At 42.6% G+C, this 20,949-nt stretch carries 29 protein-coding genes and 1 rRNA gene; 6 read left to right on the top strand and 24 right to left on the bottom strand.

Annotated features, from left to right (window positions below; translation table 11 throughout):
• Positions 1–306, bottom strand: a 16S ribosomal RNA gene (locus ACFOZY_RS16090); the annotation flags it as partial.
• Positions 307–658: 352 nt separating this feature from the next.
• Between ACFOZY_RS16090 and ACFOZY_RS16085 the strand changes: the two genes are divergently transcribed.
• Positions 659–1,225 carry a hypothetical protein gene (locus tag ACFOZY_RS16085; protein WP_378157371.1) on the top strand — a complete coding sequence of 189 codons (567 nt, stop codon included), beginning with the start codon at positions 659–661 and terminating at the stop codon, positions 1,223–1,225.
• A gap of 11 nt (positions 1,226–1,236) precedes the next feature.
• On the opposite strand, the gene ACFOZY_RS16080 is transcribed toward ACFOZY_RS16085, so the two are convergent.
• Complete coding sequence (locus ACFOZY_RS16080) at positions 1,237–1,944, bottom strand: KinB-signaling pathway activation protein (protein ID WP_378157369.1); 708 nt, start codon at positions 1,942–1,944, stop codon at positions 1,237–1,239.
• Between the two features lie 146 nt (positions 1,945–2,090).
• Between ACFOZY_RS16080 and gerD the strand changes: the two genes are divergently transcribed.
• Positions 2,091–2,708, top strand: coding sequence for a spore germination lipoprotein GerD (gerD, locus tag ACFOZY_RS16075; protein WP_378157367.1), 618 nt, complete (start codon positions 2,091–2,093; stop codon positions 2,706–2,708).
• 55 nt (positions 2,709–2,763) lie between these two features.
• Here the strand turns inward: gerD and ACFOZY_RS16070 are convergent, their stop codons facing one another.
• From ACFOZY_RS16070 to ACFOZY_RS16060, 3 genes are all read right to left on the bottom strand, one after another.
• Complete coding sequence (locus tag ACFOZY_RS16070) at positions 2,764–3,813, bottom strand: Mrp/NBP35 family ATP-binding protein (protein WP_378157364.1); 1,050 nt, start codon at positions 3,811–3,813, stop codon at positions 2,764–2,766.
• A 76-nt stretch (positions 3,814–3,889) separates the two neighbouring features.
• Positions 3,890–4,603 (bottom strand): N-acetylmuramoyl-L-alanine amidase, encoded by a 714-nt coding sequence (locus ACFOZY_RS16065; protein WP_378157362.1) that lies wholly within the window; start codon positions 4,601–4,603, stop codon positions 3,890–3,892.
• A gap of 94 nt (positions 4,604–4,697) precedes the next feature.
• Positions 4,698–5,420 (bottom strand): YetF domain-containing protein, encoded by a 723-nt coding sequence (locus tag ACFOZY_RS16060; RefSeq protein ID WP_378157360.1) that lies wholly within the window; start codon positions 5,418–5,420, stop codon positions 4,698–4,700.
• Positions 5,421–5,551: 131 nt separating this feature from the next.
• Here ACFOZY_RS16060 and ACFOZY_RS16055 point away from each other — a divergent pair, with 131 nt between their 5' ends.
• Together ACFOZY_RS16055 and ACFOZY_RS16050 are read left to right on the top strand one after the other, a co-directional pair.
• A complete protein-coding gene (locus tag ACFOZY_RS16055; RefSeq protein WP_378157358.1) occupies positions 5,552–6,601 on the top strand; it encodes a C45 family autoproteolytic acyltransferase/hydolase in 1,050 nt (349 codons plus the stop codon).
• A gap of 62 nt (positions 6,602–6,663) precedes the next feature.
• A complete protein-coding gene (locus ACFOZY_RS16050; RefSeq protein ID WP_378157355.1) occupies positions 6,664–7,146 on the top strand; it encodes an STAS domain-containing protein in 483 nt (160 codons plus the stop codon).
• Positions 7,147–7,311: 165 nt separating this feature from the next.
• Here ACFOZY_RS16050 and ACFOZY_RS16045 read toward each other — a convergent pair whose 3' ends face one another.
• From ACFOZY_RS16045 to ACFOZY_RS16030, 4 genes are all read right to left on the bottom strand, one after another.
• On the bottom strand, positions 7,312–8,001 hold the full coding sequence (locus ACFOZY_RS16045; protein ID WP_378157353.1) for an N-acetylmuramoyl-L-alanine amidase family protein: 690 nt from the start codon (positions 7,999–8,001) through the stop codon (positions 7,312–7,314).
• Between the two features lie 145 nt (positions 8,002–8,146).
• Positions 8,147–8,539 carry a hypothetical protein gene (locus ACFOZY_RS16040; protein WP_378157351.1) on the bottom strand — a complete coding sequence of 131 codons (393 nt, stop codon included), beginning with the start codon at positions 8,537–8,539 and terminating at the stop codon, positions 8,147–8,149.
• 238 nt (positions 8,540–8,777) lie between these two features.
• Complete coding sequence (locus tag ACFOZY_RS16035; RefSeq protein ID WP_378157349.1) at positions 8,778–9,206, bottom strand: ArpU family phage packaging/lysis transcriptional regulator; 429 nt, start codon at positions 9,204–9,206, stop codon at positions 8,778–8,780.
• A 114-nt stretch (positions 9,207–9,320) separates the two neighbouring features.
• Positions 9,321–9,518, bottom strand: coding sequence for an XtrA/YqaO family protein (locus tag ACFOZY_RS16030; protein WP_378157347.1), 198 nt, complete (start codon positions 9,516–9,518; stop codon positions 9,321–9,323).
• 192 nt (positions 9,519–9,710) lie between these two features.
• Between ACFOZY_RS16030 and ACFOZY_RS16025 the strand changes: the two genes are divergently transcribed.
• Both ACFOZY_RS16025 and ACFOZY_RS16020 read left to right on the top strand, forming a co-directional pair.
• Positions 9,711–10,106, top strand: coding sequence for a helix-turn-helix domain-containing protein (locus tag ACFOZY_RS16025; protein ID WP_378157345.1), 396 nt, complete (start codon positions 9,711–9,713; stop codon positions 10,104–10,106).
• Positions 10,107–10,249: 143 nt separating this feature from the next.
• Positions 10,250–10,723: an ImmA/IrrE family metallo-endopeptidase gene (locus ACFOZY_RS16020; protein ID WP_378157343.1), complete on the top strand. Its 474-nt coding sequence runs from the start codon at positions 10,250–10,252 to the stop codon at positions 10,721–10,723.
• 60 nt (positions 10,724–10,783) lie between these two features.
• Here the strand turns inward: ACFOZY_RS16020 and rpsI are convergent, their stop codons facing one another.
• From rpsI to rplO, 15 genes are all read right to left on the bottom strand, one after another.
• Positions 10,784–11,176: a 30S ribosomal protein S9 gene (gene rpsI, locus ACFOZY_RS16015; protein ID WP_378157341.1), complete on the bottom strand. Its 393-nt coding sequence runs from the start codon at positions 11,174–11,176 to the stop codon at positions 10,784–10,786.
• A 22-nt stretch (positions 11,177–11,198) separates the two neighbouring features.
• Positions 11,199–11,636: a 50S ribosomal protein L13 gene (rplM, locus tag ACFOZY_RS16010; protein WP_378157338.1), complete on the bottom strand. Its 438-nt coding sequence runs from the start codon at positions 11,634–11,636 to the stop codon at positions 11,199–11,201.
• 166 nt (positions 11,637–11,802) lie between these two features.
• Positions 11,803–12,549 carry a tRNA pseudouridine(38-40) synthase TruA gene (gene truA, locus ACFOZY_RS16005; protein WP_378157335.1) on the bottom strand — a complete coding sequence of 249 codons (747 nt, stop codon included), beginning with the start codon at positions 12,547–12,549 and terminating at the stop codon, positions 11,803–11,805.
• A 15-nt stretch (positions 12,550–12,564) separates the two neighbouring features.
• Complete coding sequence (locus tag ACFOZY_RS16000) at positions 12,565–13,362, bottom strand: energy-coupling factor transporter transmembrane component T family protein (RefSeq protein WP_378157333.1); 798 nt, start codon at positions 13,360–13,362, stop codon at positions 12,565–12,567.
• Positions 13,359–14,225 (bottom strand): energy-coupling factor ABC transporter ATP-binding protein, encoded by an 867-nt coding sequence (locus tag ACFOZY_RS15995; RefSeq protein ID WP_378157331.1) that lies wholly within the window; start codon positions 14,223–14,225, stop codon positions 13,359–13,361. The genes ACFOZY_RS16000 and ACFOZY_RS15995 overlap by 4 nt, the downstream gene beginning before the upstream one ends.
• Positions 14,201–15,046 carry an energy-coupling factor ABC transporter ATP-binding protein gene (locus ACFOZY_RS15990; protein ID WP_378157329.1) on the bottom strand — a complete coding sequence of 282 codons (846 nt, stop codon included), beginning with the start codon at positions 15,044–15,046 and terminating at the stop codon, positions 14,201–14,203. Before ACFOZY_RS15990 ends, ACFOZY_RS15995 begins: the two co-directional genes overlap by 25 nt.
• A gap of 370 nt (positions 15,047–15,416) precedes the next feature.
• Entirely contained in the window at positions 15,417–15,797 is a 381-nt protein-coding gene (gene rplQ, locus ACFOZY_RS15985) for a 50S ribosomal protein L17 (protein WP_378157327.1), read from the bottom strand.
• A 49-nt stretch (positions 15,798–15,846) separates the two neighbouring features.
• Positions 15,847–16,791: a DNA-directed RNA polymerase subunit alpha gene (locus tag ACFOZY_RS15980; RefSeq protein WP_378157325.1), complete on the bottom strand. Its 945-nt coding sequence runs from the start codon at positions 16,789–16,791 to the stop codon at positions 15,847–15,849.
• Between the two features lie 131 nt (positions 16,792–16,922).
• A complete protein-coding gene (gene rpsK, locus ACFOZY_RS15975; RefSeq protein WP_036151912.1) occupies positions 16,923–17,312 on the bottom strand; it encodes a 30S ribosomal protein S11 in 390 nt (129 codons plus the stop codon).
• A 22-nt stretch (positions 17,313–17,334) separates the two neighbouring features.
• The gene (gene rpsM / locus ACFOZY_RS15970) at positions 17,335–17,700 is read right to left on the bottom strand and encodes a 30S ribosomal protein S13 (RefSeq protein WP_378157322.1); all 366 of its coding nucleotides are present in this window, start codon (positions 17,698–17,700) and stop codon (positions 17,335–17,337) included.
• A 24-nt stretch (positions 17,701–17,724) separates the two neighbouring features.
• Positions 17,725–17,838 carry a 50S ribosomal protein L36 gene (gene rpmJ, locus ACFOZY_RS15965; RefSeq protein WP_003247619.1) on the bottom strand — a complete coding sequence of 38 codons (114 nt, stop codon included), beginning with the start codon at positions 17,836–17,838 and terminating at the stop codon, positions 17,725–17,727.
• Positions 17,839–17,875: 37 nt separating this feature from the next.
• Positions 17,876–18,094 carry a translation initiation factor IF-1 gene (infA, locus tag ACFOZY_RS15960; protein ID WP_016429904.1) on the bottom strand — a complete coding sequence of 73 codons (219 nt, stop codon included), beginning with the start codon at positions 18,092–18,094 and terminating at the stop codon, positions 17,876–17,878.
• Between the two features lie 401 nt (positions 18,095–18,495).
• Entirely contained in the window at positions 18,496–19,149 is a 654-nt protein-coding gene (locus tag ACFOZY_RS15955) for an adenylate kinase (RefSeq protein WP_378157320.1), read from the bottom strand.
• 38 nt (positions 19,150–19,187) lie between these two features.
• Positions 19,188–20,483, bottom strand: coding sequence for a preprotein translocase subunit SecY (secY, locus tag ACFOZY_RS15950; protein ID WP_378157318.1), 1,296 nt, complete (start codon positions 20,481–20,483; stop codon positions 19,188–19,190).
• Positions 20,483–20,923 (bottom strand): 50S ribosomal protein L15, encoded by a 441-nt coding sequence (gene rplO, locus ACFOZY_RS15945; RefSeq protein ID WP_378157316.1) that lies wholly within the window; start codon positions 20,921–20,923, stop codon positions 20,483–20,485. The genes secY and rplO overlap by 1 nt, the downstream gene beginning before the upstream one ends.
• Positions 20,924–20,949: the final 26 nt, after the last annotated feature.

The raw sequence follows: 20,949 nt of genomic DNA, 5'->3' as shown, positions 1-20,949 counted from the left end.
TCTCAGGTCGGCTACGCATCGTCGCCTTGGTAGGCCGTTACCCCACCAACTAGCTAATGCGCCGCGGGCCCATCCTGCAGTGATAGCCGAAACCATCTTTCAGAATAGCACCATGCGGTGCTACTGATTATTCGGTATTAGCCCCGGTTTCCCGGAGTTATCCCCATCTGCAGGGCAGGTTGCCCACGTGTTACTCACCCGTCCGCCGCTGACCATCGGGAGCAAGCTCCCTCAAGTCCGCTCGACTTGCATGTATTAGGCACGCCGCCAGCGTTCGTCCTGAGCCAGGATCAAACTCTCCATAAAGAGTATGAGTTAAGCTCATAAGTTTTGCTGGCATCATAATGATGTCCAAATTTGTTGTCTGTTCTGTCCGACGGAGGTCGGATCAAAACAGTTATTGTTAGACGTTTTGCTGTTCAGTTTTCAAGGTTCATTTTGCCGTCTCATTTCGGCGACTTTTGTATCTTAACATCGTTTATGCATGAATGTCAACACTAAATCATATTTTTTTATAGAAACCTATTTTGTCCCATCAATATAAATACAAAGGAGCGTCATAATCATTAACAAAACAACGATACTATTTATATTCGCATTTCTCTTTTTCTTGTTGATCACAGTTCCAAAAGACGGAGGATTACTGCCCACCTTCCGAATGACCGAGCAGCCAGAGGTGATTACAAAAGGTACATACGGTTCAGCAGTGACAGTAAATATATCATTCGGGAAAGAAGATGTAATCCAATGGCTTGAGTCTCTCCAGAGTCCTTATCCACTAATTATGGCAGACTCAGACTGGCTGAATCGCTCCCCGAAAGCGGTGGAAATACTCATTAAAAAGAAAATCCCGGTAGGTCTATTAGGTAAAGCTGGAATTGCATATGAGGAAGATCCTTCTTTATTGGAAAAAGAGATACAAGGTTTTGAGAAAGTTTTTGAAAAAAAACCACTTTGGTTCCGAACAGCGGACGAAGAGTTTTCCGATGGTTTGAGACAAAGTCTGTATCAACATGAGATTAATGCCCTCGGTTCTTCCGTATTTTGGTCAACTACCGGACAGAAGCCAAAGTTAGGGAAGGGGGATATCCTCTCCATCCCTTACCATAGAGATGAGAAGATATCCTTTAAATCAATCGACAGCCTTCGTTCTTCTCATGATTTTCACTCTGTCGAAGATGTCATATTCGGAGTTTCTGTCAAGACGAAAAAATATCCCCAATAAAAAAGAACGGGTCAGCGCCCGTTCTTTTTCGTTTTTGTTTCAGCTACACCTTTTCCAGCCTGTTGCTTTCTTCGTTCCGCTCTTCTCGCTTCAAGCCTTTTCCGATCTTCTTCCGACTTCGCATTAAATTTAGGAAGCATGAGAATTTGATATGCATTGACTGCGAGTAATGGGAATAATAAGAGTGCTACCCAACTGTCGATATTCCCTTTTTGGACCAGCAGTGCCGGCAGCCACTCAAGGGTTGTAATAACAATCATAAAGAATAGTGCAGAAATGAATGCTCCTTGTTTCGTCCATTTTGCTTTGAAACGTGCTGTTACGAAAGCAGAAATGAGCAAAATGAGAAGAAGGAACAAATACATGATGAATTGTCCTGTAGTATCTGCTGCAGGTTTAAATCTAAAGAAGATCAAGTCAAAAATGACGACCGTTATGATCAAGAGCTGTACCCAGTTCCACAAGCGAAGGGAACGGAACATATTTACTCCGAACTGATGAACTGACAAGTAGGCAAAGAATCCTGCCTGTGCGACTACGCTCATCGTAAAGCCTAAAAAGACCATCCAAACGAACGCGGCAAAAAATTCACCGTAATCGCCCGCTGCTATATATGGCTGAAAAGCATCCCAGCGTATGAATAATCCTAAAATACCGGTGATTCCTCCACCGATCCATAAAGCATTCCAGAAAAATTTAAACCAATTTCGTATTGTCACTTCGATTAGAGCCTCCGTTTATGGTTTCCACTTTAGATTGTAACAACCAAATTTCAAAAAATCTATTTAATGGACATGATGATACATATTCCGCTACTAAATGTGAACAATAAATGAAAAAGTGAAGCAAAGAAAGAGGGTCCCATATGCATAAATTCATCTATATACTTCTTATTGCCCTTCTCTTCCTCGCTGGTTGTAATGGCGGTCAAACCGGTTCGCCTACTTATGATGAAATGAAGAAAATGATGACGGACGCCCTTCAAACAGAAGACGGAAAGAAGGTGCTACGTCAAACTCTTTCTGACCCACAGTTCAAGGAATTACTTGTAATTGAACAGGAAGAAGTGAAGAAGTCCATCGAGGAAACAATGTTGTCAAAAAAAGCGGAGGATTTTTGGAAGAAACAATTTGAAGATCCAAAATTCCAGGAAACTGTCGCGAAAAGTATGCAAAAGCAACAAGAAGAAGTGATGAAGAAGCTCATGAACGATGCTTCGTTCCAGAAAGACATGGAGGAGTTTTTCAGCTCTGCCGAAATGAAAAAACAGTTAGGAACAGTTCTTCAATCCTCAGACATTCGAAAAGAGATGGAAAAGGTAGTTCAGGAAACAATTGAAAGCCCACTTCTTCAAACAAAATGGCAAGAACTGATCAAATCAGCGGGTGAAGGTGCTGGTAGTCAGAAAAGTGGCGGTGGCAGCGGTGGACAAGATAAACAAGGCGGCAGCGGCGGACAAAGCGGCGGTGGCGGCGGTTCTTAAATAGACACTCACAAAAAACTGCACGCTCCCAAACGGAACGTGCAGTTTTATTTACTTAAGATAATTTATCAATTACGTTTTTGGCAATTTCACCATAAATCTTACCAGTCGGATGACTTTCTGTATATACGGACGGAGCGAAGTCTTCTTCATTCCAGTCTGGTTGGCCTAAAGGAATTTGTCCTAATAATTCTGTTTGAAGTTCTTCAGCAAGTTTTGGACCCCCGCCTTGGCCGAAAACGTATTCGCGGTCACCTGACTTTGTTTCATACCAGGACATGTTTTCTACTACGCCGATCACTTCATGGTCCGTCTTCAATGCCATCGCACCTGCACGGGCAGCTACGAATGCAGCAGTCGGATGCGGAGTAGTGACGATAATTTCCTTGGATGCCGGAAGCATCTGATGAATATCTAACGCCACGTCTCCTGTACCCGGAGGCAAGTCGAGCAAGAGGTAGTCAAGCTCTCCCCACTGTACGTCTTTAAAGAACTGATTCAAAACCTTTCCAAGCATCGGTCCACGCCATACGACAGGCGCATTGTTTTCAACGAAGAATCCCATTGAAATGACCTTGACACCGAACCGGTCTACAGGAATGATTTTTCCTTCCACTACTGATGGACTATTCTCGATTCCCATCATATCGGGAACACTAAAACCGTAAATGTCTGCATCGACAAGGCCGACCTTTTTCCCAAGGCGAGCAAGAGCTGCAGCCAGGTTTACGGAAACAGTGGATTTCCCGACCCCACCTTTACCGGAAGCAATCGAAATAAACTGCACTTTACTCATTGGGGACAATAAGTCTTGTGCATCCGATTCGGTTGCTTGACCACGGAACTGTTCAAGCACTTCCGGAGGCAGCTCCTCGAAGCGGATCCCTACTGTCTCCGCTCCGCCTTTCTTCAATACATCTACGACTTTCATCTGTAGCTGCATTTGTTCACTAGTACCAGTTTTAGCGATCGCTAACTTTACACTAACGTGATTTTTTTCCTCTTTAATGGATACTTCTTTAATACCGCCGGTTTCTGCTAATGGTCTATGTAAAAATGGATCGTATAATTCTCCGACTAAGGCACGTACTGTTTGTTCATTCATGGTTCGGACACTCCTCCATATAACATTCAACTTATATTATATCATATCGTTACATAGGTGGCGGGTCTACTAACTCTTACTGAACTGTTCCATCAAGATATAATTCAACACCATCAGCAATTGCATCTGCGACCTTTTTTTGATACTTTTCGGAAGTGAGCAGCTCCCGTTCTTCCGGATTACTGATGAAGCCCGTTTCAACTAAAACCGAAGGAACCGGAGCCTTCTTCAATAAATAAACTTGCTTCACGCCGAGCGCTTCTCGGTCCGTATTCCCTAACGCTTCTCTAAATGAAGATTGGATGGATTTTGCTAACAATTCACCATCCGGATGACCTTCCTTATGATAGAATACTTGGGCTCCGCGCCATTTTTCTTGCGGAATTGCGTTTACGTGGACGCTAAGGAATACATCTGGATTTGTTTTATTCACAATGTCTTCCCGAAGCTTCAAGTCTGCCATTTTCCTTGCACGGACTGTCGGGAACTCATCATTCGGCTGATGTTCCGCCAAAGCATCTCCAGATTTAGTCCGGGTCATTACCACATTGGCCCCTCTGTTTTTCAATTCTTTTTCAAGCATTTTAGAGATACTTAATGTAATATCCCGTTCTACTACTTCCCCTACATTGGCTCCACCGTCAAGACCCCCATGTCCGGGATCGACGACGATAGTCATTCCCGCCAATGAGTCGGGCATGAAGAAGCCACGGTCAGATGCTTTCGTCTGATATGCAACCACCGCAATTGAAATTAGCAGGATCACGATTACTGAGAGCCATCGTTTCAATTAGACACCGCCTTTTTCGTTCATTATACGCAGGGGTTGACCGAGATATGTTTGAAAAAGGGATGTCTAATAATGTTGGAAAAAGCGGTTTCTATCAGTTCTTACTTCGCTCAGGTTTGTCTTGTTTTTCATCGATGAACAGACTGCCGTCCGTCTGGACTTGGGCAAAGTATACTTGTTCTACTGAATCGATTCCTTTCTTTCTAAGTTTCTTCAACACCCATTCCTCGCTAAGCTCAAGTTCTTTTAAAGTTTTTTGGACGATTTTGCCATCGGATATTATTTCAGCAGGAAAGTATTTCATCTCCGAACTGGACGCTTTCACATCTGCCTTTGTCGCTGTCTGCAACTCGGGTATCTTCATGACACTTAGCTGGCCATTCGTTTCCATGACGGCAAAGTAAACATCTTTAACCGAGAAAATCGACTGTTCCCTCAACATCATTGTCAAATCGTCTATATGAAGCCGTGCCTTCTTCAAAGCGGACTCCATAATCTTTCCTTCTTTAATGACAAGTACAGGCTCGTCCTCTATGATGACACGCACCTTTGGCCACTTTAACGCCACATACGACAATAGAACAGTTAAAAGCGACCACCAGATGAGAGAAATGACGCCATCGATGAAAGGTGTCTCATGCTGACTGGCAACATCCGCTGCAATTGAGCCGATCGTAATTCCCGTGATGTAATGGAAAAACGTTAACTGTGAAAGTTGCTTCGTACCCATGAATCGTGCAAGTAGGAGTAAGACTATAAAGGAAAGCGTTGTCCTTAAAATCATTTCTCCGAAGTTCATGTCCCAAAAGTTCCCCATTGTCACACCTCAATTCAACCGTTATCAATTGAAGTCTTACCGTTGAAGCTCCTTCCTATTCTTAAGCACATTAATTCCATACTTTCGTCCAAATGGGTAGACTAGTTATACAAGAGATAAGGGAGCAAATTATGACAACAAGAGTTTATAGTGATCTCATTCAGTTTAGAGGAACGCATTATGACTTTGGCTTTTTTCAAGGGCAAAAGCTGCAGAACTCACCTATTTTGGCACATCGAAAAAAACAATGGGGTTCAAAATCAATGCGGGAAAGGCACTTCATAGTCAATGAAGGAAAATACCGCTCCGTGATGGAAACCTTCGCCCCAAGGATTATAGAAGAAATTGAAGGTCTTGCAGATGCATTGGAAATGAATTATGAAGATGCAATCCGGGAATTTGGAGGCTACTATTTGGAGTATGGTAAAAGTGGCTGCTCTATCTTCACCGGTAAGAATTACATGATTCGGAACTACGACAATTCACCCGACTCCTATGAAGGTCGATATGTCTTTTACCAGCCGGTGGACGGTGGCTATGCAACGACCGGGCCTTCCATGCAGATTACCGGCAGGACAGATGGGATGAATGAAAAGGGACTTTCCTTGGGATATAATTTCATAAATCGTAAAAAGTCCGATGATGGTTTCGTTTGCAATATGATCGGCCGTATCGTTTTGGAAAACTGTTCAAACATAGAGGAAGCCATTCAATTATTGAAAGAAATACCACACCGACATTCTTTTACGTATGCATTGCTGGATCAGAGTGGTCAGCCGGTTGCAGTTGAGGCATCACCTAGGGTTGTTGAAGTTCGAGAAGCAAATTACTGTACGAATCATTTTGAGGTTCTCACTGAAGAGAACCGTTATCGAATGGATGATTCCATAAGGCGGTACAAGGCCATTGAGGCAAACAAAGATTCCGTATCAAGCCCGTACGATGCCTATCGGATGATGAATGAGATAGAATCGGGGGTCTTTTCGACAAAATATGGTGCATGGGCAGGTACACTACACACAGCAATGTATTTACCGAAAGAAATGAAAGTTGGAATTTCATTAGGCGGGAACCGCCTTCCGCTTATGATGGACTTCGAGAAATGGTTAAAAGGCGAACGGTTCAATGCCGTACGCATTAAAGGGGAATTAGAATCGAAAGAATCATTCATAAACGTTTGAACTATTTAGTTATATCTCCTAAACTGAAGGTAGAATAGCAAATACTTGAATGGTGAGGGCTTATGGATAACATACAAGAAGAACTACAAAAAAAGGTACAGGAATTATCTCAACAAGTTGAGAATCTTGAGGCTCTGGTTAAGGAACTTTCAACTCCAATCATTCCTTCCGTTATTCCAGAAACAATTTTGGTTCCTTTGGTCGGCGAATTATCTCCTGAAAGATTTCAAACAATTAACCACCGTTTACTTGAATATGTATACAATAAGCGTATTCAAACGGCAATCATCGACTTCTCAGCTATAACCGTAAAGGAAATTTCAAATTTCGAAGTATTGGCTGAGTCTGTTGGAAACTTGAATGCATCTATGGATTTAATGGGGGTTAAACTGGTCTTAGTTGGATTCACGCCTCATTTTGCACAAGAACTTGTTAGATCGGGTCTATCAATAATTGATGAATTGAATACTTTTTCTTCTTTCAAGACGGCCTTGGAGTATTTTATGAAACAGCAAGGCATGGCGTTTACGAAAGTGAAGAATTGAGCTCCCTGTTAAAAGGGGGCTTTTTTGTTGGATTATCCAAATATCCAAACGTTTTATGGTTGTTTCCTCGTAGGCGATTTTTATTCACCACTTCCGCTTCCTTTCCCTTAAGCCTAAAAACTAAAAATAGCCCCGCTCCGAAGAGCAGGGCATCTTATAATTCACTTATTTAACTCTTAATACTTGTCCAACGTAAATGGTGTAATTATCATCAAGTCCATTCCAGTCTTTAATTTGTTGGACTGTGCTTCCATACTTTTGACTTAAGGAATAGACAGTATCCCCACTTACTACAGTATGGTAGATCGCCGTATTTTTCTTAGGAAGACCGAAGCACCTAACAATACCATTTACATGACCACGTGCAATCGATTCGATGAACGAAGCTGTTTTTAATTTTGCAGCGTCATTCAAATTGTCGATAAACCCATTTTCCGTTAATAGAGCCGGCATATATGATTCACGCAACATGTGGAAATTCGCTGTTTTTTGTCCGCGATCTGAGAAGTTAACCACTTTCATGACTTCTGCATGGATGTAATCTTGGTACGTTGTTGTAGGAGTGCCTACACCCGGATAAATATAATCCTCGTATCCAGTTCCGCCTCCTGCATTAATGTGTACAGAAAGAAGGAAGTCAGCACCCCAACTGTTTGCCGCATTCGTCCGTTGTGTCAGTGACAATGTTTGATCTCCAGTACGACTCATTAATACACTTACGTTGTTGTACTCTGCAAGCAGAATATCCTTAATTCGCGTACTGATTTGTAACGTTAAGTTTTTCTCCTGTAAACCATTAGCTGTTGCACCTGGATCTGTTCCACCATGACCTGGATCAATAAATACTTTTACCATTTAAAATCACCTCATATTAGTTTTTGTTTTTCCATAGACCTGAGCAGCAACCAACCTGCACTACCTCTCACATGGCAATCACCCCCTTTCAATGCAAAAAGCCACCATTTGGCGGCTTTCACTCTTCGTATTTGGCTCACTTTTTCTAATAGAAAATCTGCAGAATTGCGGCAATGGACATTAAAATACCGCCAGACCCAACGAGTGAGCCAATGACGGCAAGGATAATCTTCTCTTTTGCACTTAGCTTCTTCATGGCAACCTTCTCTTGACTAACAAACTTTTTTTCGTCAGTAGAGAAGTAATGATCTACAAACTTCGTGAGTAAATCCCTCGTTTGCTGTCCGTCTTTCATAACAGTGAATTCCAAACTTTGTTGAGAAGACTTGATCGATTCAATCTGTACTTTAAATTCTCGCTGCACTTTCTCGATTCCCTCAAGTCGTTCATCATGCTTTCGATCAGCTTCCTTGAGCTTCTCGATGTCCTCCCCATGCTGTTTGACTGTATCAAACATGGATAATCCTCCTTCTGGCATCTTCACACCTCCCAACGGAAAAGGAATAAAAGAAAACAACACCGATCTGTGTGAACGGTGTTGGACTGCGAGAGTTTACTGGTGTGTTATGCCCTTCTATTTAATTTATAGAACGATTCCATCACATCCTTCGTCTTTTGATATTTTTACTTATTACCATTATTTCATGTTTTTCCGTTTATGCTCTGCCAGCTTCCTGCCGTAAGTCTGCCTTGAACCTGCCATCACATTATCATTGTCAGCGCTCTTGGTATACTTCAACATTCAATGCAATGGCGAACTTAGAAAATGCTCTTGCCTTTAACCGATAATAATGCCGCTCTGACATATTCATTTCGTTATATACTTGATAGTCAAACCACTCTTCCTCCCCGAAATAGCGTAGAATCATCAGTCTCCTTTCCTCAGCTGGCAGCCGATTGACTGCTCCTATGACTTGTTCGATAAACCGGTTTCGTTCTATTTCATAATCGACATTGGCAATGGCCGCCTTTTCAGTTGATGAAGTAACTAAATTGGATGAGGCAGGTACTAACGTGTATTTTGCAGTAATGGATGGCAATTTATTGAGACTGACTTGTAATAGATAAATTCGATATTGTTCTAAAATTGATTCCACTTTTTTCTTTGTGGCAGTTCGATTAATCGTCTGCACTTGGCACTCCATATTCCTTCCTCCTTTATTCGTTCAAAATAAAAAGAGGACACCGAAACAGCATATGTGCTGCTAAGGTGTCCTCCAGTTTTCTGGTGGGACAATTATTGGTTATGCATTTTTTTCTTAAAACTCTTCCCCTTCGTCCCACTTTACCCGCTTTACTTGTCCAGCATGAGTGATGATTTTTGTCTCTGCGAATACTGGGAGTTCCGTTAGTTTTGCCTTTCCTTCTGAGATAATTAATACACAACTCGACGGCAATTCCATTAAGTCCAATTTAAGCTCTCCATTTGAATCTACTTCAATCTCTTTCATTCTCATCAGCTGACCTCCTTGAAGTTTGTTTCATTAGATATTAAACCCACCTCCATGTATGAGAATCTTGTACTTATATTATATGTATAAATATCTTGTACATCAACTATTAAATACAATTTTCTTGTACTTTTTGATAAACTATAGATAAGTTGTACAATATTCTTATACCTTCAATCCATTCAGGGGGAATCAAACATGTTGGGTGATCGTTTAAAAAAAGCAAGGAAAGACTCAAACTTAACTCAGGAATTACTTGCCCAAAAAGTAAGCACTACGAAAGGTACGATTAGCAATTATGAAAACGGTCATAGTACCCCTTCGAATGAAATGTTAGTCCTATTAGCAAATGCTCTCGATACGACCACTGACTATCTCCTTGGCCGTTCCAATTCGACTTCCACCTATAGAGAAGCAGGAATTTCTGACACTGCTGTTTCTCATTTAACAGCCTATCAAAAAGAAGTCATGGACTTTATCCTCTCAAGGGAAAACCTTTTTTTTAAAAATAAACCGGAAGATATTTTAGAAGCATTAGAGCAATTTGAAGTCTATTACGAGGTCTATAAAAAGCAGCAGGAGAAGAAGAAATGAATTGCGGAATTTAGCGAAGAAATTAGTAGTGATTCTTTCTTAGTAAGAAACATAAAAAATAGTAAAAATCCCTCATTTCCAATCATGAGGGATTTTTATTATACTTTATATAAGAACAGATGTTCTATATTTGGGGGATGGGTATGAAATATGTTTATAACACCATTGAAGAATATGTAAAAAGAATGTATGAATCAATAGACATTTACTTGCCACAGCAATTGGATACGGAAACGATTGCAACTCGGTTAGGAATGATTCTGGAGTTTTTCCCACATGAATCAATGGTGATCGACCAAATGATTATTATTGATGATCGCCTAAGTCCAGAGCAGCAATGGCAAGACTTCGGACATGAACTTTGTCATGCGCTTTTACACGTCGGAAACCAAGTGTGTGTTCCTTTCCCTTTTAAGTTATACCAAGAATGGAAGGCAGCTAACTTCGCCTTTCACGCTTGTGTTCCTACTTTTATGTTGCTGGATATGGAATTGCCTGGGGAAGAGATGTTGGCGATTTATGAAATACAAAGATCCTTTAAAGTGGAACAAGAATTTGCCCAGAAAAGGCTTCAACAATATTTGGCGAATTCCAACATGTATCAGTCCTTCAAGTAGATACTGAGAGTCAAAAAAACCCCCTTTCCCAAAACGGGAAAAGGGGGTTTGAACGTTGAATTAACGTTTTGAGAACTGAGGTGCACGACGAGCTGCTTTAAGACCGTATTTTTTACGTTCTTTCATACGAGCATCACGAGTAAGAAGACCTGCAGCTTTAAGAGCTGGACGGAAGTCAGGGTCTACTTGAAGAAGTGCACGAGCAACGCCGTGGCGGATTGCGCCAGCTTGACCAGTGAATCCACCGCCGTTAACGTTTACGTGGATATCGTAGCTGCCAAGAGTTTCAGTTGCTACAAGTGGTTGTTTGATGACTGCACGAAGAGTTTCGAATGGTACGTAGTCTTCGACGTCACGTTTGTTGATAGTAATTTTGCCTTCGCCTGGTACTAAACGTACGCGGGCTACAGAGCTTTTGCGGCGACCAGTGCCGATATATTGAACTTGTGCCAAGGGTGTTTCCTCCTCTTAATAATTATCCGCGAAGCTCGTAAGCTTCAGGTTGTTGTGCTGCATGTGGATGTTCTGCTCCAGTGTAAACGTGAAGTTTCTTGAACATTTGGCGACCTAAAGAGTTTTTAGGAAGCATTCCTTTAATAGCCAATTCCAACATTTGAGTTGGGTATTTGGATTTCATTTCGCCAGCAGTACGAGTTTTAAGACCGCCAGAGAATTGTGTATGACGGTAGTAGATTTTGCCTTTAAGCTTATTACCAGTCAAATGGATTTTTTCTGCGTTGATGATGATTACATGATCACCTGTGTCAACGTTTGGTGTGAATGTCGGTTTGTTTTTACCGCGCAAGATAGAAGCCACTTCAGATGCCAAACGACCAAGCGTCTTGCCTTCTGCGTCAACTACTAACCATTTACGCTCTACTTCGTGACCTTTAGCCATGAATGTTGTACGCATGTATTTTGTCCTCCTAAAATTTCAAATCTGTTCCGTTTTCCCTATATCCTCAACACTGATAAGTTTCCGGGGCTTATCGTGGGGTTATTGAAAATACCATACATCATCATATAACGCTGAGACTTAAAAGTCAAGGAATTATTCCAATACACCTGGAAAAGTTGTTTCATTTCCCATAGATGACTTTTTCAAGGTACAAACCTTGTGCCGGCGCGGTTTTTCCGGCCGCCCGACGATCCTTTTCTTCCAGTATTCCCGGAATATCAGTCGGATCTTTTTTTCCAATTCCAATATCAAAAAGTGTTCCGGCAATAATCCTGACCATGTTATAGAGGAAGCCGTTCCCTTGGATTACTAAATGCAATTGATCACCATGTCTCTCGAACTCCAAACGATGGATGGTACGTACCCTGTCCTCCACTTCTGCCTTTGCAGAACAGAAGCTTGTGAAATCATAGGTCCCTATAAAATAAGCAGCGGCTTCCCTCATACGAGCTATATCAAGTGGATACGTCACATGTGTTGTGTGGAAACGCTCAAAAGGGCTATGGACGGGCGTCAATGACCATTTGTAACGATATACCTTACCCGTTGCTGAAAAGCGCGCATGGAAGCCTTCAGGGGCCTCCTCTACGCTCATCACTCGTATATCTGCCGGCAACTGGACATTGAGTGCCTTTTGCCAACGATCCTCAGGTATAGAGAGGCTCGTATCGAAATGGATGACCTGTCCAATAGCATGCACCCCGGCATCGGTTCTACCACTTGCAGAAACTCGGACCAGGGTACCTTTATGCATGGAGGTGAGCACTTTTTCCAATTCTAACTGGACAGTCCGATGTCCCGGCTGGACTTGATACCCGGCAAAACCACTTCCGTCATAACTAATGACCGCTTTCATTCTTTTCATCATCCGAATCGAACCCCTTTACGAACGTAAAATCCAAAGGATGACCGCTAGAATCGCAAGAACAACCATGATGGATGTATCCCGCCAATCCCATTTAAGCTGGCGGAACCTTGTTCTTCCTTCCCCGCCTTTATAACCTCGGACTTCCATTGCCACTGCTAAGTCTTCAGCACGTTTAAATGCACTGACGAATAATGGGATTAAAAGTGGAACGACAGCTTTTACCCGTTCCTTAATCGGTCCGGAACTAATATCCGAACCCCTTGCCATCTGAGCTTTTAAGATCTTGTCCGTTTCGTCCATCAACGTTGGAATGAAGCGCAATGAAATGGACATCATAAGGGCAAGTTCATGTACTGGCAACTTAAAACGTTTAAATGGATTAAGAAGAATTTCCAAGCCATCCGTAATGGAAATCGGCGATGTGGTCAATGTTAAAACGGATGTGATGAAGATGAGTACCACAAAGCGGATTGAGATAAAGATCCCTTGACGCAATCCTTCTTCATAAATGGAAATGAAACCCCATTGCCATAGGAGATCTCCTTCTTTCGTGAAAAAGATATGAAGAAGGAAGGTAAAGACTACTAAGAAGAGTACAGGTTTCAAACCATTGATCAGAAAGTATAAACGGATTTTCGATAAAGCGATCACCAATAACGTAAAGACGATGAGTATTCCATACGTCAACGCATTATTGGCCAAAAACACAGCAGCAATGAAGAGAAACACAAAAATGAGCTTTGCTCGCGGATCGAGTCGATGGACGAATGAGTCTCCAGGAATAAAACGGCCGAATATCATTTTCTCCATCATGATTGTTCACCTCTTGCAGCAGAAGCGATCAGCTTTGTTAATTCCTCTTCTGTCAATGCCAATTCCGGTAACTCCCGACCGATTCTTTGTTCAAGTTGCTTTTGGAAACGGACGATTCGAGGTACTTCCAATCGATAAGCCTTTAGCGTCTTTTCATCAGCAAAGATTTCACGTGGTGTTCCGGTAACCACACATCGACCTTCATGCATGATTGCAATGTAATCAGCATATCGTGCTGCATCTTCCATTGAATGTGTCACTAAAATAGTCGTTAAATTCTTTGTCCGGTGAAGTTCTGCAAATAGGTCCATTATTTCGTGGCGTCCGCGTGGATCGAGACCAGCCGTTGGTTCATCCAACACTAACACTTGAGGTTCCATGGCTAATACACCTGCAATGGCAACCCGGCGCATTTGGCCGCCTGAGAGATCGAAGGGAGACTTTTGCAGCACCTCTTCAGGAAGCCCCAATAGCCGTACGAGTTCTTTTGCTCGTGCTTCAGCCACCTGTTCAGGCACGCCAAAGTTCATCGGACCGAACATAATATCTTTTAAAACAGTTTCCTCAAATAATTGATGCTCCGGAAACTGAAAGACAATACCGACCTTTTGTCTGACGAGTTTCAAGTCGAGTTTCTTCTTCCCTGCAGGAATGAGCATCTTCCCGATTTGAATGGAACCTTCACTTGGTTTCAACAGACCATTTAAATGCTGAAGAAGGGTTGATTTGCCTGATCCCGTATGACCTATAACAGCAAAGTAGCTGCCGGATGGGATATGGAGATCTACATCTACCAATGCCCGTTTCTCAAAAGGGGTATCCTTTGCGTATATATATCCTAATTGTTGAAGTGTGATGTCCATAGATCATTCACCAACTCTTCTTCTGTCATATGCTCATCCATCAGTTGCACGCCTTCCTGACGGAGTAAATGTGTCATTTTCAACGAAAAAGGGAGATCCAATCCTAATTCGGTTAATTTATTTCCCGAAGAAAATATTTCCCGGGGAATCCCTTCTGCATATTTTTGCCCGTCATTCATGACGATGATTCGGTCAGCCGACATCGCCTCTTCTAAGTCATGTGTTATGGAGATGACGGTTAATCCTGTAGTCTCGCGTAATTCCCGAACAGTTTGCAATACTTCTTCTCGGCCTTGTGGATCTAACATCGAAGTTGCTTCATCTAAAATCAATAATTTCGGATGCAAGGCTAAAGCACCTGCAATGGCAACACGTTGCTTTTGCCCACCAGACAGATGGTGAGGTTCATGATCGACAAATTGCTCCATTTTTACAAGTTGTAGCGCATGCTCAACCCGCTTCACCATGTCTTCGTATGGAACACCATTGTTCTCTAAGGCAAATGCCACATCATCTTGTACTGTGGCGCCAACGAACTGATTATCAGGATTTTGAAAAACCATTCCTAAACGTGAACGGATTTCCCATATGTTTTTTTCATTCATTGCCAAACCGAAAATATGGACTGTACCCTCTTGAGGGAAGAGGAGTCCATTCATCAATCGGGCAAGTGTAGATTTACCAGAACCGTTGTGGCCGACAATCGCCAACCATTCACCGTCAAAAGCTTCAATTGTCACGTCTTTTACGGCATACCTAGAATCTGGTTGATCTGGAGTATATGTATAGTTAACATTTTTTAATGATAGGATCTTGTCCATCTTTTTCCCTCCTCTGCTCTGCTCAACTAAACCGTCTGCACTCTGCTTATCTGTTTTAAGAGATTCAATATCAGGTTCTGTGTAAAAAGTGGATTGACCTCTCTTACACAGCCCTTAATATTGACTACTTTAACATAAAATTAAATAAAAAAAAGCGCGCACCTCATTCAAAGAAATGCGCTCTACCATTATAGCGGGACCGGTTGCTCACACCGGACCCTGAATGAGGTGCGAAGAGCTAGACGAGACGAAGCCAAATTAGCGCGCTCATCGTAACACTCTGCTTTTAATGCCGTATAAACCATGTCGTTTTTTAAAAGAAGAGGGTGAAGTCCGAACTCAAACTACCACCCTCTCGATTCTCAAAGAATTAAACTAACTCGATAATTACAGTTGGTGCGCCATCTCCGCGGCGTGGTCCAACTTTCATGATCCGAGTGTAACCGCCTTGACGGTCAGCGTAGCGTGGTGCTACATCGTCGAACAATTTTTGCAAAGCATAAACTGTTGTTTCGTTGCCTTCCTCATCAGTAGAAGTTGCAACTTCACGACGGATGAATTCAGCTGCCTGACGGCGTGCATGTAAATCACCGCGTTTACCTAAAGTGATCATTTTTTCAACAACTGAACGAAGTTCTTTTGCGCGTGCTTCAGTTGTTTGAAGGCGCTCATGAACAATTAGGTCAGTCGCCAAGTCACGTAACATAGCTTTACGTTGGGAACTTGTGCGTCCAAGCTTTCTGTAACCCATGGATGTTTCCCTCCTTTGTTGGAAATGGTGATCTATCAATAATTAGCGCTTAGTCTTCCATTCGTAATCCTAAGCCAAGCTCATCTAACTTCGCTTTAACTTCTTCAAGGGATTTACGTCCGAGGTTGCGTACTTTCATCATTTCGTCTTCCGACTTGTTTGTCAGTTCAAGCACAGTATTAATGCCTGCACGTTTCAAACAGTTGTAAGAACGGACAGAAAGGTCAAGTTCTTCGATCGTCATCTCTAAAACTTTTTCCTTTTGGTCTTCCTCTTTTTCAACCATGATTTCAGCAGTTTGAGCCTCATCAGTCATACCTACAAAGATATTCAAATGCTCTGTTAAAATTTTCGCGCCAAGCGAAATCGCCTCTTTTGGACCGATGCTGCCATCTGTCCACACATCAAGCGTAAGTTTATCGAAATTAGTCATTTGACCAACACGAGTATTCTCTACTTGGAAATTGACGCGTGAAACTGGAGTGTAAATAGAGTCGATCGGGATCACGCCGATTGGAAGATCCTCACGTTTGTTTTGATCAGCAGGAGTATAACCGCGGCCTCTATGTGCATACATACGCATACGAAGATGGCCGTTTTTACCGATTGTCGCAATAAAAAGATCCGGATTCAGAATTTCAACATCACTATCATGTGTAATGTCGGCAGCCGTAACCGTTCCTTCACCCTTCACATCAATCTCTATGACTTTTTCTTCGTCAGAGTAGATTTTCAGTGCCAGTTTCTTCACATTCAAAATGATCGATGCTACGTCTTCTACGACGCCTTCGACAGTGGAGAACTCATGAAGTACTCCGTCAATTTGAATAGAAGTGACTGCAGCACCTGGTAAGGATGATAGAAGGATTCGACGCAAGGAATTCCCTAAGGTCGTCCCATATCCACGCTCAAGCGGTTCCACTATGAATTTGCCAAATTTGGCATCTTCGCTGATCTCAACAGTTTCAATCTTTGGTTTTTCAATTTCGATCATTCAATTTACCTCCTTCAAAACGTCAAATGTATAGGTCTTTCCATCAATCGATTCACAGAGACTGTTCTCTGCAGTTGCACAATTCAGTTTGCACAAGAAAGTTGTTTCTCAATCAAATGGAGTAGCACCCATTATACACGACGACGTTTTGGCGGACGGCAACCGTTATGCGGAACAGGAGTTACGTCTTTGATTGCAGTGACTTCAAGACCAGCAGCTTGCAATGCACGGATTGCAGCTTCACGGCCAGCACCTGGGCCTTTAACAGTTACTTCCAACGTCTTAAGACCATGTTCAAGGGACGCCTTTGCAGCAGTCTCTGCAGCCATTTGAGCAGCAAATGGAGTAGACTTACGGGAACCTCTGAAACCAAGAGCACCTGCACTTGACCAAGAAACCGCGTTACCTTGCATATCAGTGATCGTTACGATTGTGTTGTTGAATGTAGAGCGGATGTGTGCAATACCGGATTCGATATTCTTTTTCACACGGCGCTTACGAGTTTGTTGTTTACGTGCCATGTTGTTTGACCTCCTTTACCGATTATTTTTTCTTGTTTGCTACAGTCTTACGAGGACCTTTACGCGTACGAGCGTTGTTCTTCGTATTTTGACCGCGTACAGGCAAACCACGACGGTGACGGATACCACGGAAGCTTCCGATTTCCATCAAACGTTTAATGTTAAGGGATACTTCACGACGAAGGTCACCTTCAACTTTCAACATGCCTAATTGTTCACGGATTTTGTCCAATTCATCTTCAGTAAGATCACGGACACGAGTATCTTCGTTTACGCCAGCAGCAGAAAGAACTTTTTGTGCTGTAGCTTTACCTACACCGTAGATATATGTCAATGAAATTACAACGCGTTTATCGCGCGGAACGTCTACACCAGCAATACGTGCCATGTAACCATTGCACCTCCTTTATAATTAACCTTGTCTTTGTTTATGTTTAGGATTTTCACAGATTACCATTACTTTACCGCGTCGGCGAATAACTTTACATTTTTCGCAGATCGGTTTCACAGATGGTCTCACTTTCATCTAACCCAACCTCCTTAATAGTTCGGAGTGCAAAAGATCATTTAAAACGGTATGTGATACGACCGCGAGTCAAATCGTAAGGAGATAACTCGATCGTGACTTTATCTCCAGGTAAAATACGGATGAAATGCATACGAATTTTACCGGATACGTGAGCAAGAATTGTATGCCCATTTTCCAATTCTACCTTAAACATCGCGTTTGGCAAAGTTTCAACTACTGTGCCTTCGACTTCAATAACATCGTCTTTCGCCATCAACCCTGTCTCCCTTCTGTATCCAATTCAGGTCCCCATCATCAATCTGCCACTTTCAGGCTATTCGGAAAGCCATACTTTCCACCATATGTTTGGATTGCATGAGAGATGTTGAAAGACGCTCGTCAGATTTCGCTTTCCTACAACCCAAGGAGTGGACTGTTCCGGTCGATCTTACTTTTCCCGGATCGCCCCGAATGAGTCCCGAGTACTTTTGCAGAGAACCTACTGAACTGCATTATACCCTTTTCTTTCGGTACATAGCCTTAACGCCAGTACCTTCCTGTGCCGTTTATCCTGCAGTTCGCATACCGGGTTCCATTTAGCTTTTGCAACTCTTTAAATAGTGTCAATTGCTGCACTGCCCTCGGAGGCAGTCACTGCGCCCAGTTTGTAGGGAATCAGCCTTGGCTGCTCTGTAACAGAGCGTCTAAATCAGCGAAGACCTTATTGATATCTTGCTGACCGTCAATATTCGATAAAACACCTTTGGCTTCATAGAAGTCCAATAGTGGTTTCGTCTGTTTCATATTTACTTCCAGACGGTTCGTGACCGTTTCCGGATTGTCATCTTCACGTTGGTAAAGCTCGCCACCATCACGGTCGCAAATGCCTTCGACTTTTGGCGGGTTAAAAACCATGTGGTAAGAAGCACCGCATGTTCTGCAGATGCGTCTACCTGTAAGACGTTTAATCAATTCTTCCTTTTCCACAACAATGTTGAGGACGTGTTCCACTTTTTTGCCCAATTCAGACAAAGTCGCATCAAGCGCCTCTGCCTGAGGGACAGTGCGAGGAAACCCGTCAAGGAGGAATCCATTTTCACAATCCGGCTTGCTCAATCTTTCGCGAACAATACCAATTGTTACTTCATCAGGGACCAACGCTCCCTGATCCATGAAGGATTTCGCTTTTAGGCCAAGTTCCGTTCCTTCTTTAATAGCGGCGCGGAACATATCGCCTGTAGAAATATGAGGGATTCCGTATTTATCAACAATTTTGTCAGCCTGAGTACCTTTACCGGCACCAGGTAGACCCATTAATACGATGTTCATACGCGTTGCCCCCTCAATTTTTTCGCCTTAAGAAATCATTATTTCATAAAGCCTTTATAATGACGCTTAACGAGTTGCGCTTCCAACTGTTTCATCGTTTCAAGGGCTACCCCTACTATGATGAGCAAGCTTGTTCCGCCAATTTGTGCAGCAGGTGGTAGACCCGCAAAGTTAATGAACAAGATCGGAAGAACAGCTAAGACAGCAAGGAAGATTGCTCCTACGAATGTCAAGCGGTAGAGTACTGTTGTTAAGTAATCTTGCGTATTTTGGCCTGGGCGAATTCCCGGGATGTACGCACCTTGCTTTTTCAAGTTATCGGAGATCTTTTCAGGGTTGACTTGGATAAACGCATAGAAATACGTAAACGCAAGAATCAACGCAATGTAAATGATCATACCGATTGGCTTCGAATAATCGAACGTGTTCATGATGAACGTCGTTACTTTATTCGTACCAAAGAAAGAAGCGATAGACTGTGGCGTAATGATAAACGCTACAGCGAAGATTACTGGAATAACGCCGGCCGCATTCACTTTCAATGGAAGATGCGTTTGCTGTCCTCCTGTTGATTGGGAACGACCAGTTACACGTTTTGCATATTGGATCGGAATTTTACGTAATGCTTGAGCAACGTAAATAGTTCCTACTGTGATTGCAATTACAGCAAGTAAGAGTAATACCAAGACGATAATGCGGATGAACAATGCTTCACCTGCACCCTCAATTTGCTGAGAATAGATTTGGTTGACTGCACTCGGAATTGCAGCCACGATACCAGCAAAGATAATAATGGAAATACCATTACCTACCCCTTTAGCAGTGATTTGCTCACCTAACCAAAGAAGGAATGCTGTACCACCAGTTAATACGATCGCAATGACAATATATGTGCTTATGCTATCGTTGTGGATTAATGTTCCACCATACATACGGTTGAAACCATAAGACATGGCAATCGCTTGGATAAATGCCAAGACGATTGTAAAGTATCGAGTGAATTGAGCAAGCTTACGGCGACCAACGTCCCCTTGTTTAGCCCATTCAGTAAACTTCGGAACTACATCCATTTGTAAAAGCTGTACAATAATGGAAGCTGTAATGTAAGGCATGATACCCATCGCTAAGATCGAGAAGTTCTTAAGGGCACCACCGCCGAAAGTATTCAAGAAACCGATCAGACTATTCTGATCTGTCGCTTGTAATACTTCTGCATCTACACCTGGAACAGGTATAAATGTGCCGATTCGGAATACAATCAGCATTAACAGGGTGAACAAAATTTTATTTCGGATATCTCTCACGCGCATAAAATTGGAGATTGTTTGAAACATCAGATCACCTCTGTTTGACCGCCTGCGTTTTCAATTGCTTCTTTCGCGGAGGCGGAGAATTTGTGTGCTTTGATAGTCAATTTCTTTTCAAGAGTTCCGTTACCCAAAATCTTGATGCCTGACTTCGCATTGCTCACAACACCAGTTTCGATAAGCAATTCAGGTGTTACCTCTGTGCCTTCTTCGAAACGGTTCAACGTTTCAAGGTTCACGATCGCGAACTCTTTACGGTTGATGTTCGTAAATCCGCGCTTAGGTAAACGTTGGAATAAAGGCATTTGACCACCTTCAAATCCAGGACGTACACCGCCGCCGGAACGTGCTTTTTGACCTTTATGACCTTTACCTGAAGTTTTACCATTACCGGAACCGATACCGCGACCTAAACGATTGCGTTCTTTACGGGAACCTTCTGCTGGTTTTAATTCATGCAGTTTCATGTTTGGCACCTCCTTATTCGATAAAA

It is taken from the genome of Chungangia koreensis, from assembly GCF_042651785.1.
GTDB classification, from domain to species: domain Bacteria; phylum Bacillota; class Bacilli; order Bacillales_A; family Planococcaceae; genus Chungangia; species Chungangia koreensis.
The sequence above is the reverse complement of the archived record's forward strand: the minus strand, read 5'-3'. Positions and strand labels throughout refer to the sequence as shown.

Coding starts and splice junctions, on each gene's coding strand:
- rplM (WP_378157338.1), bottom strand. CDS start 11,636: ATGCGTACAACATTCATGGCTAAAGGTCACGAAGTAGAGCGTAAATGG.
- ACFOZY_RS16085 (WP_378157371.1), top strand. CDS start 659: ATGACCGAGCAGCCAGAGGTGATTACAAAAGGTACATACGGTTCAGCA.
- ACFOZY_RS15955 (WP_378157320.1), bottom strand. CDS start 19,149: ATGAACATCGTATTAATGGGTCTACCTGGTGCCGGTAAAGGTACTCAG.
- ACFOZY_RS16050 (WP_378157355.1), top strand. CDS start 6,664: ATGGATAACATACAAGAAGAACTACAAAAAAAGGTACAGGAATTATCT.
- rpsM (WP_378157322.1), bottom strand. CDS start 17,700: ATGGCACGTATTGCTGGTGTAGACGTTCCGCGCGATAAACGCGTTGTA.
- ACFOZY_RS16035 (WP_378157349.1), bottom strand. CDS start 9,206: ATGGAGTGCCAAGTGCAGACGATTAATCGAACTGCCACAAAGAAAAAA.
- ACFOZY_RS16045 (WP_378157353.1), bottom strand. CDS start 8,001: ATGGTAAAAGTATTTATTGATCCAGGTCATGGTGGAACAGATCCAGGT.
- ACFOZY_RS15980 (WP_378157325.1), bottom strand. CDS start 16,791: ATGATCGAAATTGAAAAACCAAAGATTGAAACTGTTGAGATCAGCGAA.
- ACFOZY_RS16055 (WP_378157358.1), top strand. CDS start 5,552: ATGACAACAAGAGTTTATAGTGATCTCATTCAGTTTAGAGGAACGCAT.
- rplQ (WP_378157327.1), bottom strand. CDS start 15,797: ATGGGTTACAGAAAGCTTGGACGCACAAGTTCCCAACGTAAAGCTATG.
- ACFOZY_RS16070 (WP_378157364.1), bottom strand. CDS start 3,813: ATGAATGAACAAACAGTACGTGCCTTAGTCGGAGAATTATACGATCCA.
- ACFOZY_RS16040 (WP_378157351.1), bottom strand. CDS start 8,539: ATGCCAGAAGGAGGATTATCCATGTTTGATACAGTCAAACAGCATGGG.
- secY (WP_378157318.1), bottom strand. CDS start 20,483: ATGTTTCAAACAATCTCCAATTTTATGCGCGTGAGAGATATCCGAAAT.
- rpsK (WP_036151912.1), bottom strand. CDS start 17,312: ATGGCACGTAAACAACAAACTCGTAAGCGCCGTGTGAAAAAGAATATC.
- ACFOZY_RS16020 (WP_378157343.1), top strand. CDS start 10,250: ATGAAATATGTTTATAACACCATTGAAGAATATGTAAAAAGAATGTAT.
- truA (WP_378157335.1), bottom strand. CDS start 12,549: ATGATGAAAAGAATGAAAGCGGTCATTAGTTATGACGGAAGTGGTTTT.
- rplO (WP_378157316.1), bottom strand. CDS start 20,923: ATGAAACTGCATGAATTAAAACCAGCAGAAGGTTCCCGTAAAGAACGC.
- infA (WP_016429904.1), bottom strand. CDS start 18,094: ATGGCGAAAGACGATGTTATTGAAGTCGAAGGCACAGTAGTTGAAACT.
- ACFOZY_RS16060 (WP_378157360.1), bottom strand. CDS start 5,420: ATGGGGAACTTTTGGGACATGAACTTCGGAGAAATGATTTTAAGGACA.
- ACFOZY_RS16025 (WP_378157345.1), top strand. CDS start 9,711: ATGTTGGGTGATCGTTTAAAAAAAGCAAGGAAAGACTCAAACTTAACT.
- rpmJ (WP_003247619.1), bottom strand. CDS start 17,838: ATGAAAGTGAGACCATCTGTGAAACCGATCTGCGAAAAATGTAAAGTT.
- ACFOZY_RS16000 (WP_378157333.1), bottom strand. CDS start 13,362: ATGATGGAGAAAATGATATTCGGCCGTTTTATTCCTGGAGACTCATTC.
- ACFOZY_RS15990 (WP_378157329.1), bottom strand. CDS start 15,046: ATGGACAAGATCCTATCATTAAAAAATGTTAACTATACATATACTCCA.
- gerD (WP_378157367.1), top strand. CDS start 2,091: ATGCATAAATTCATCTATATACTTCTTATTGCCCTTCTCTTCCTCGCT.
- ACFOZY_RS15995 (WP_378157331.1), bottom strand. CDS start 14,225: ATGGACATCACACTTCAACAATTAGGATATATATACGCAAAGGATACC.
- ACFOZY_RS16030 (WP_378157347.1), bottom strand. CDS start 9,518: ATGAGAATGAAAGAGATTGAAGTAGATTCAAATGGAGAGCTTAAATTG.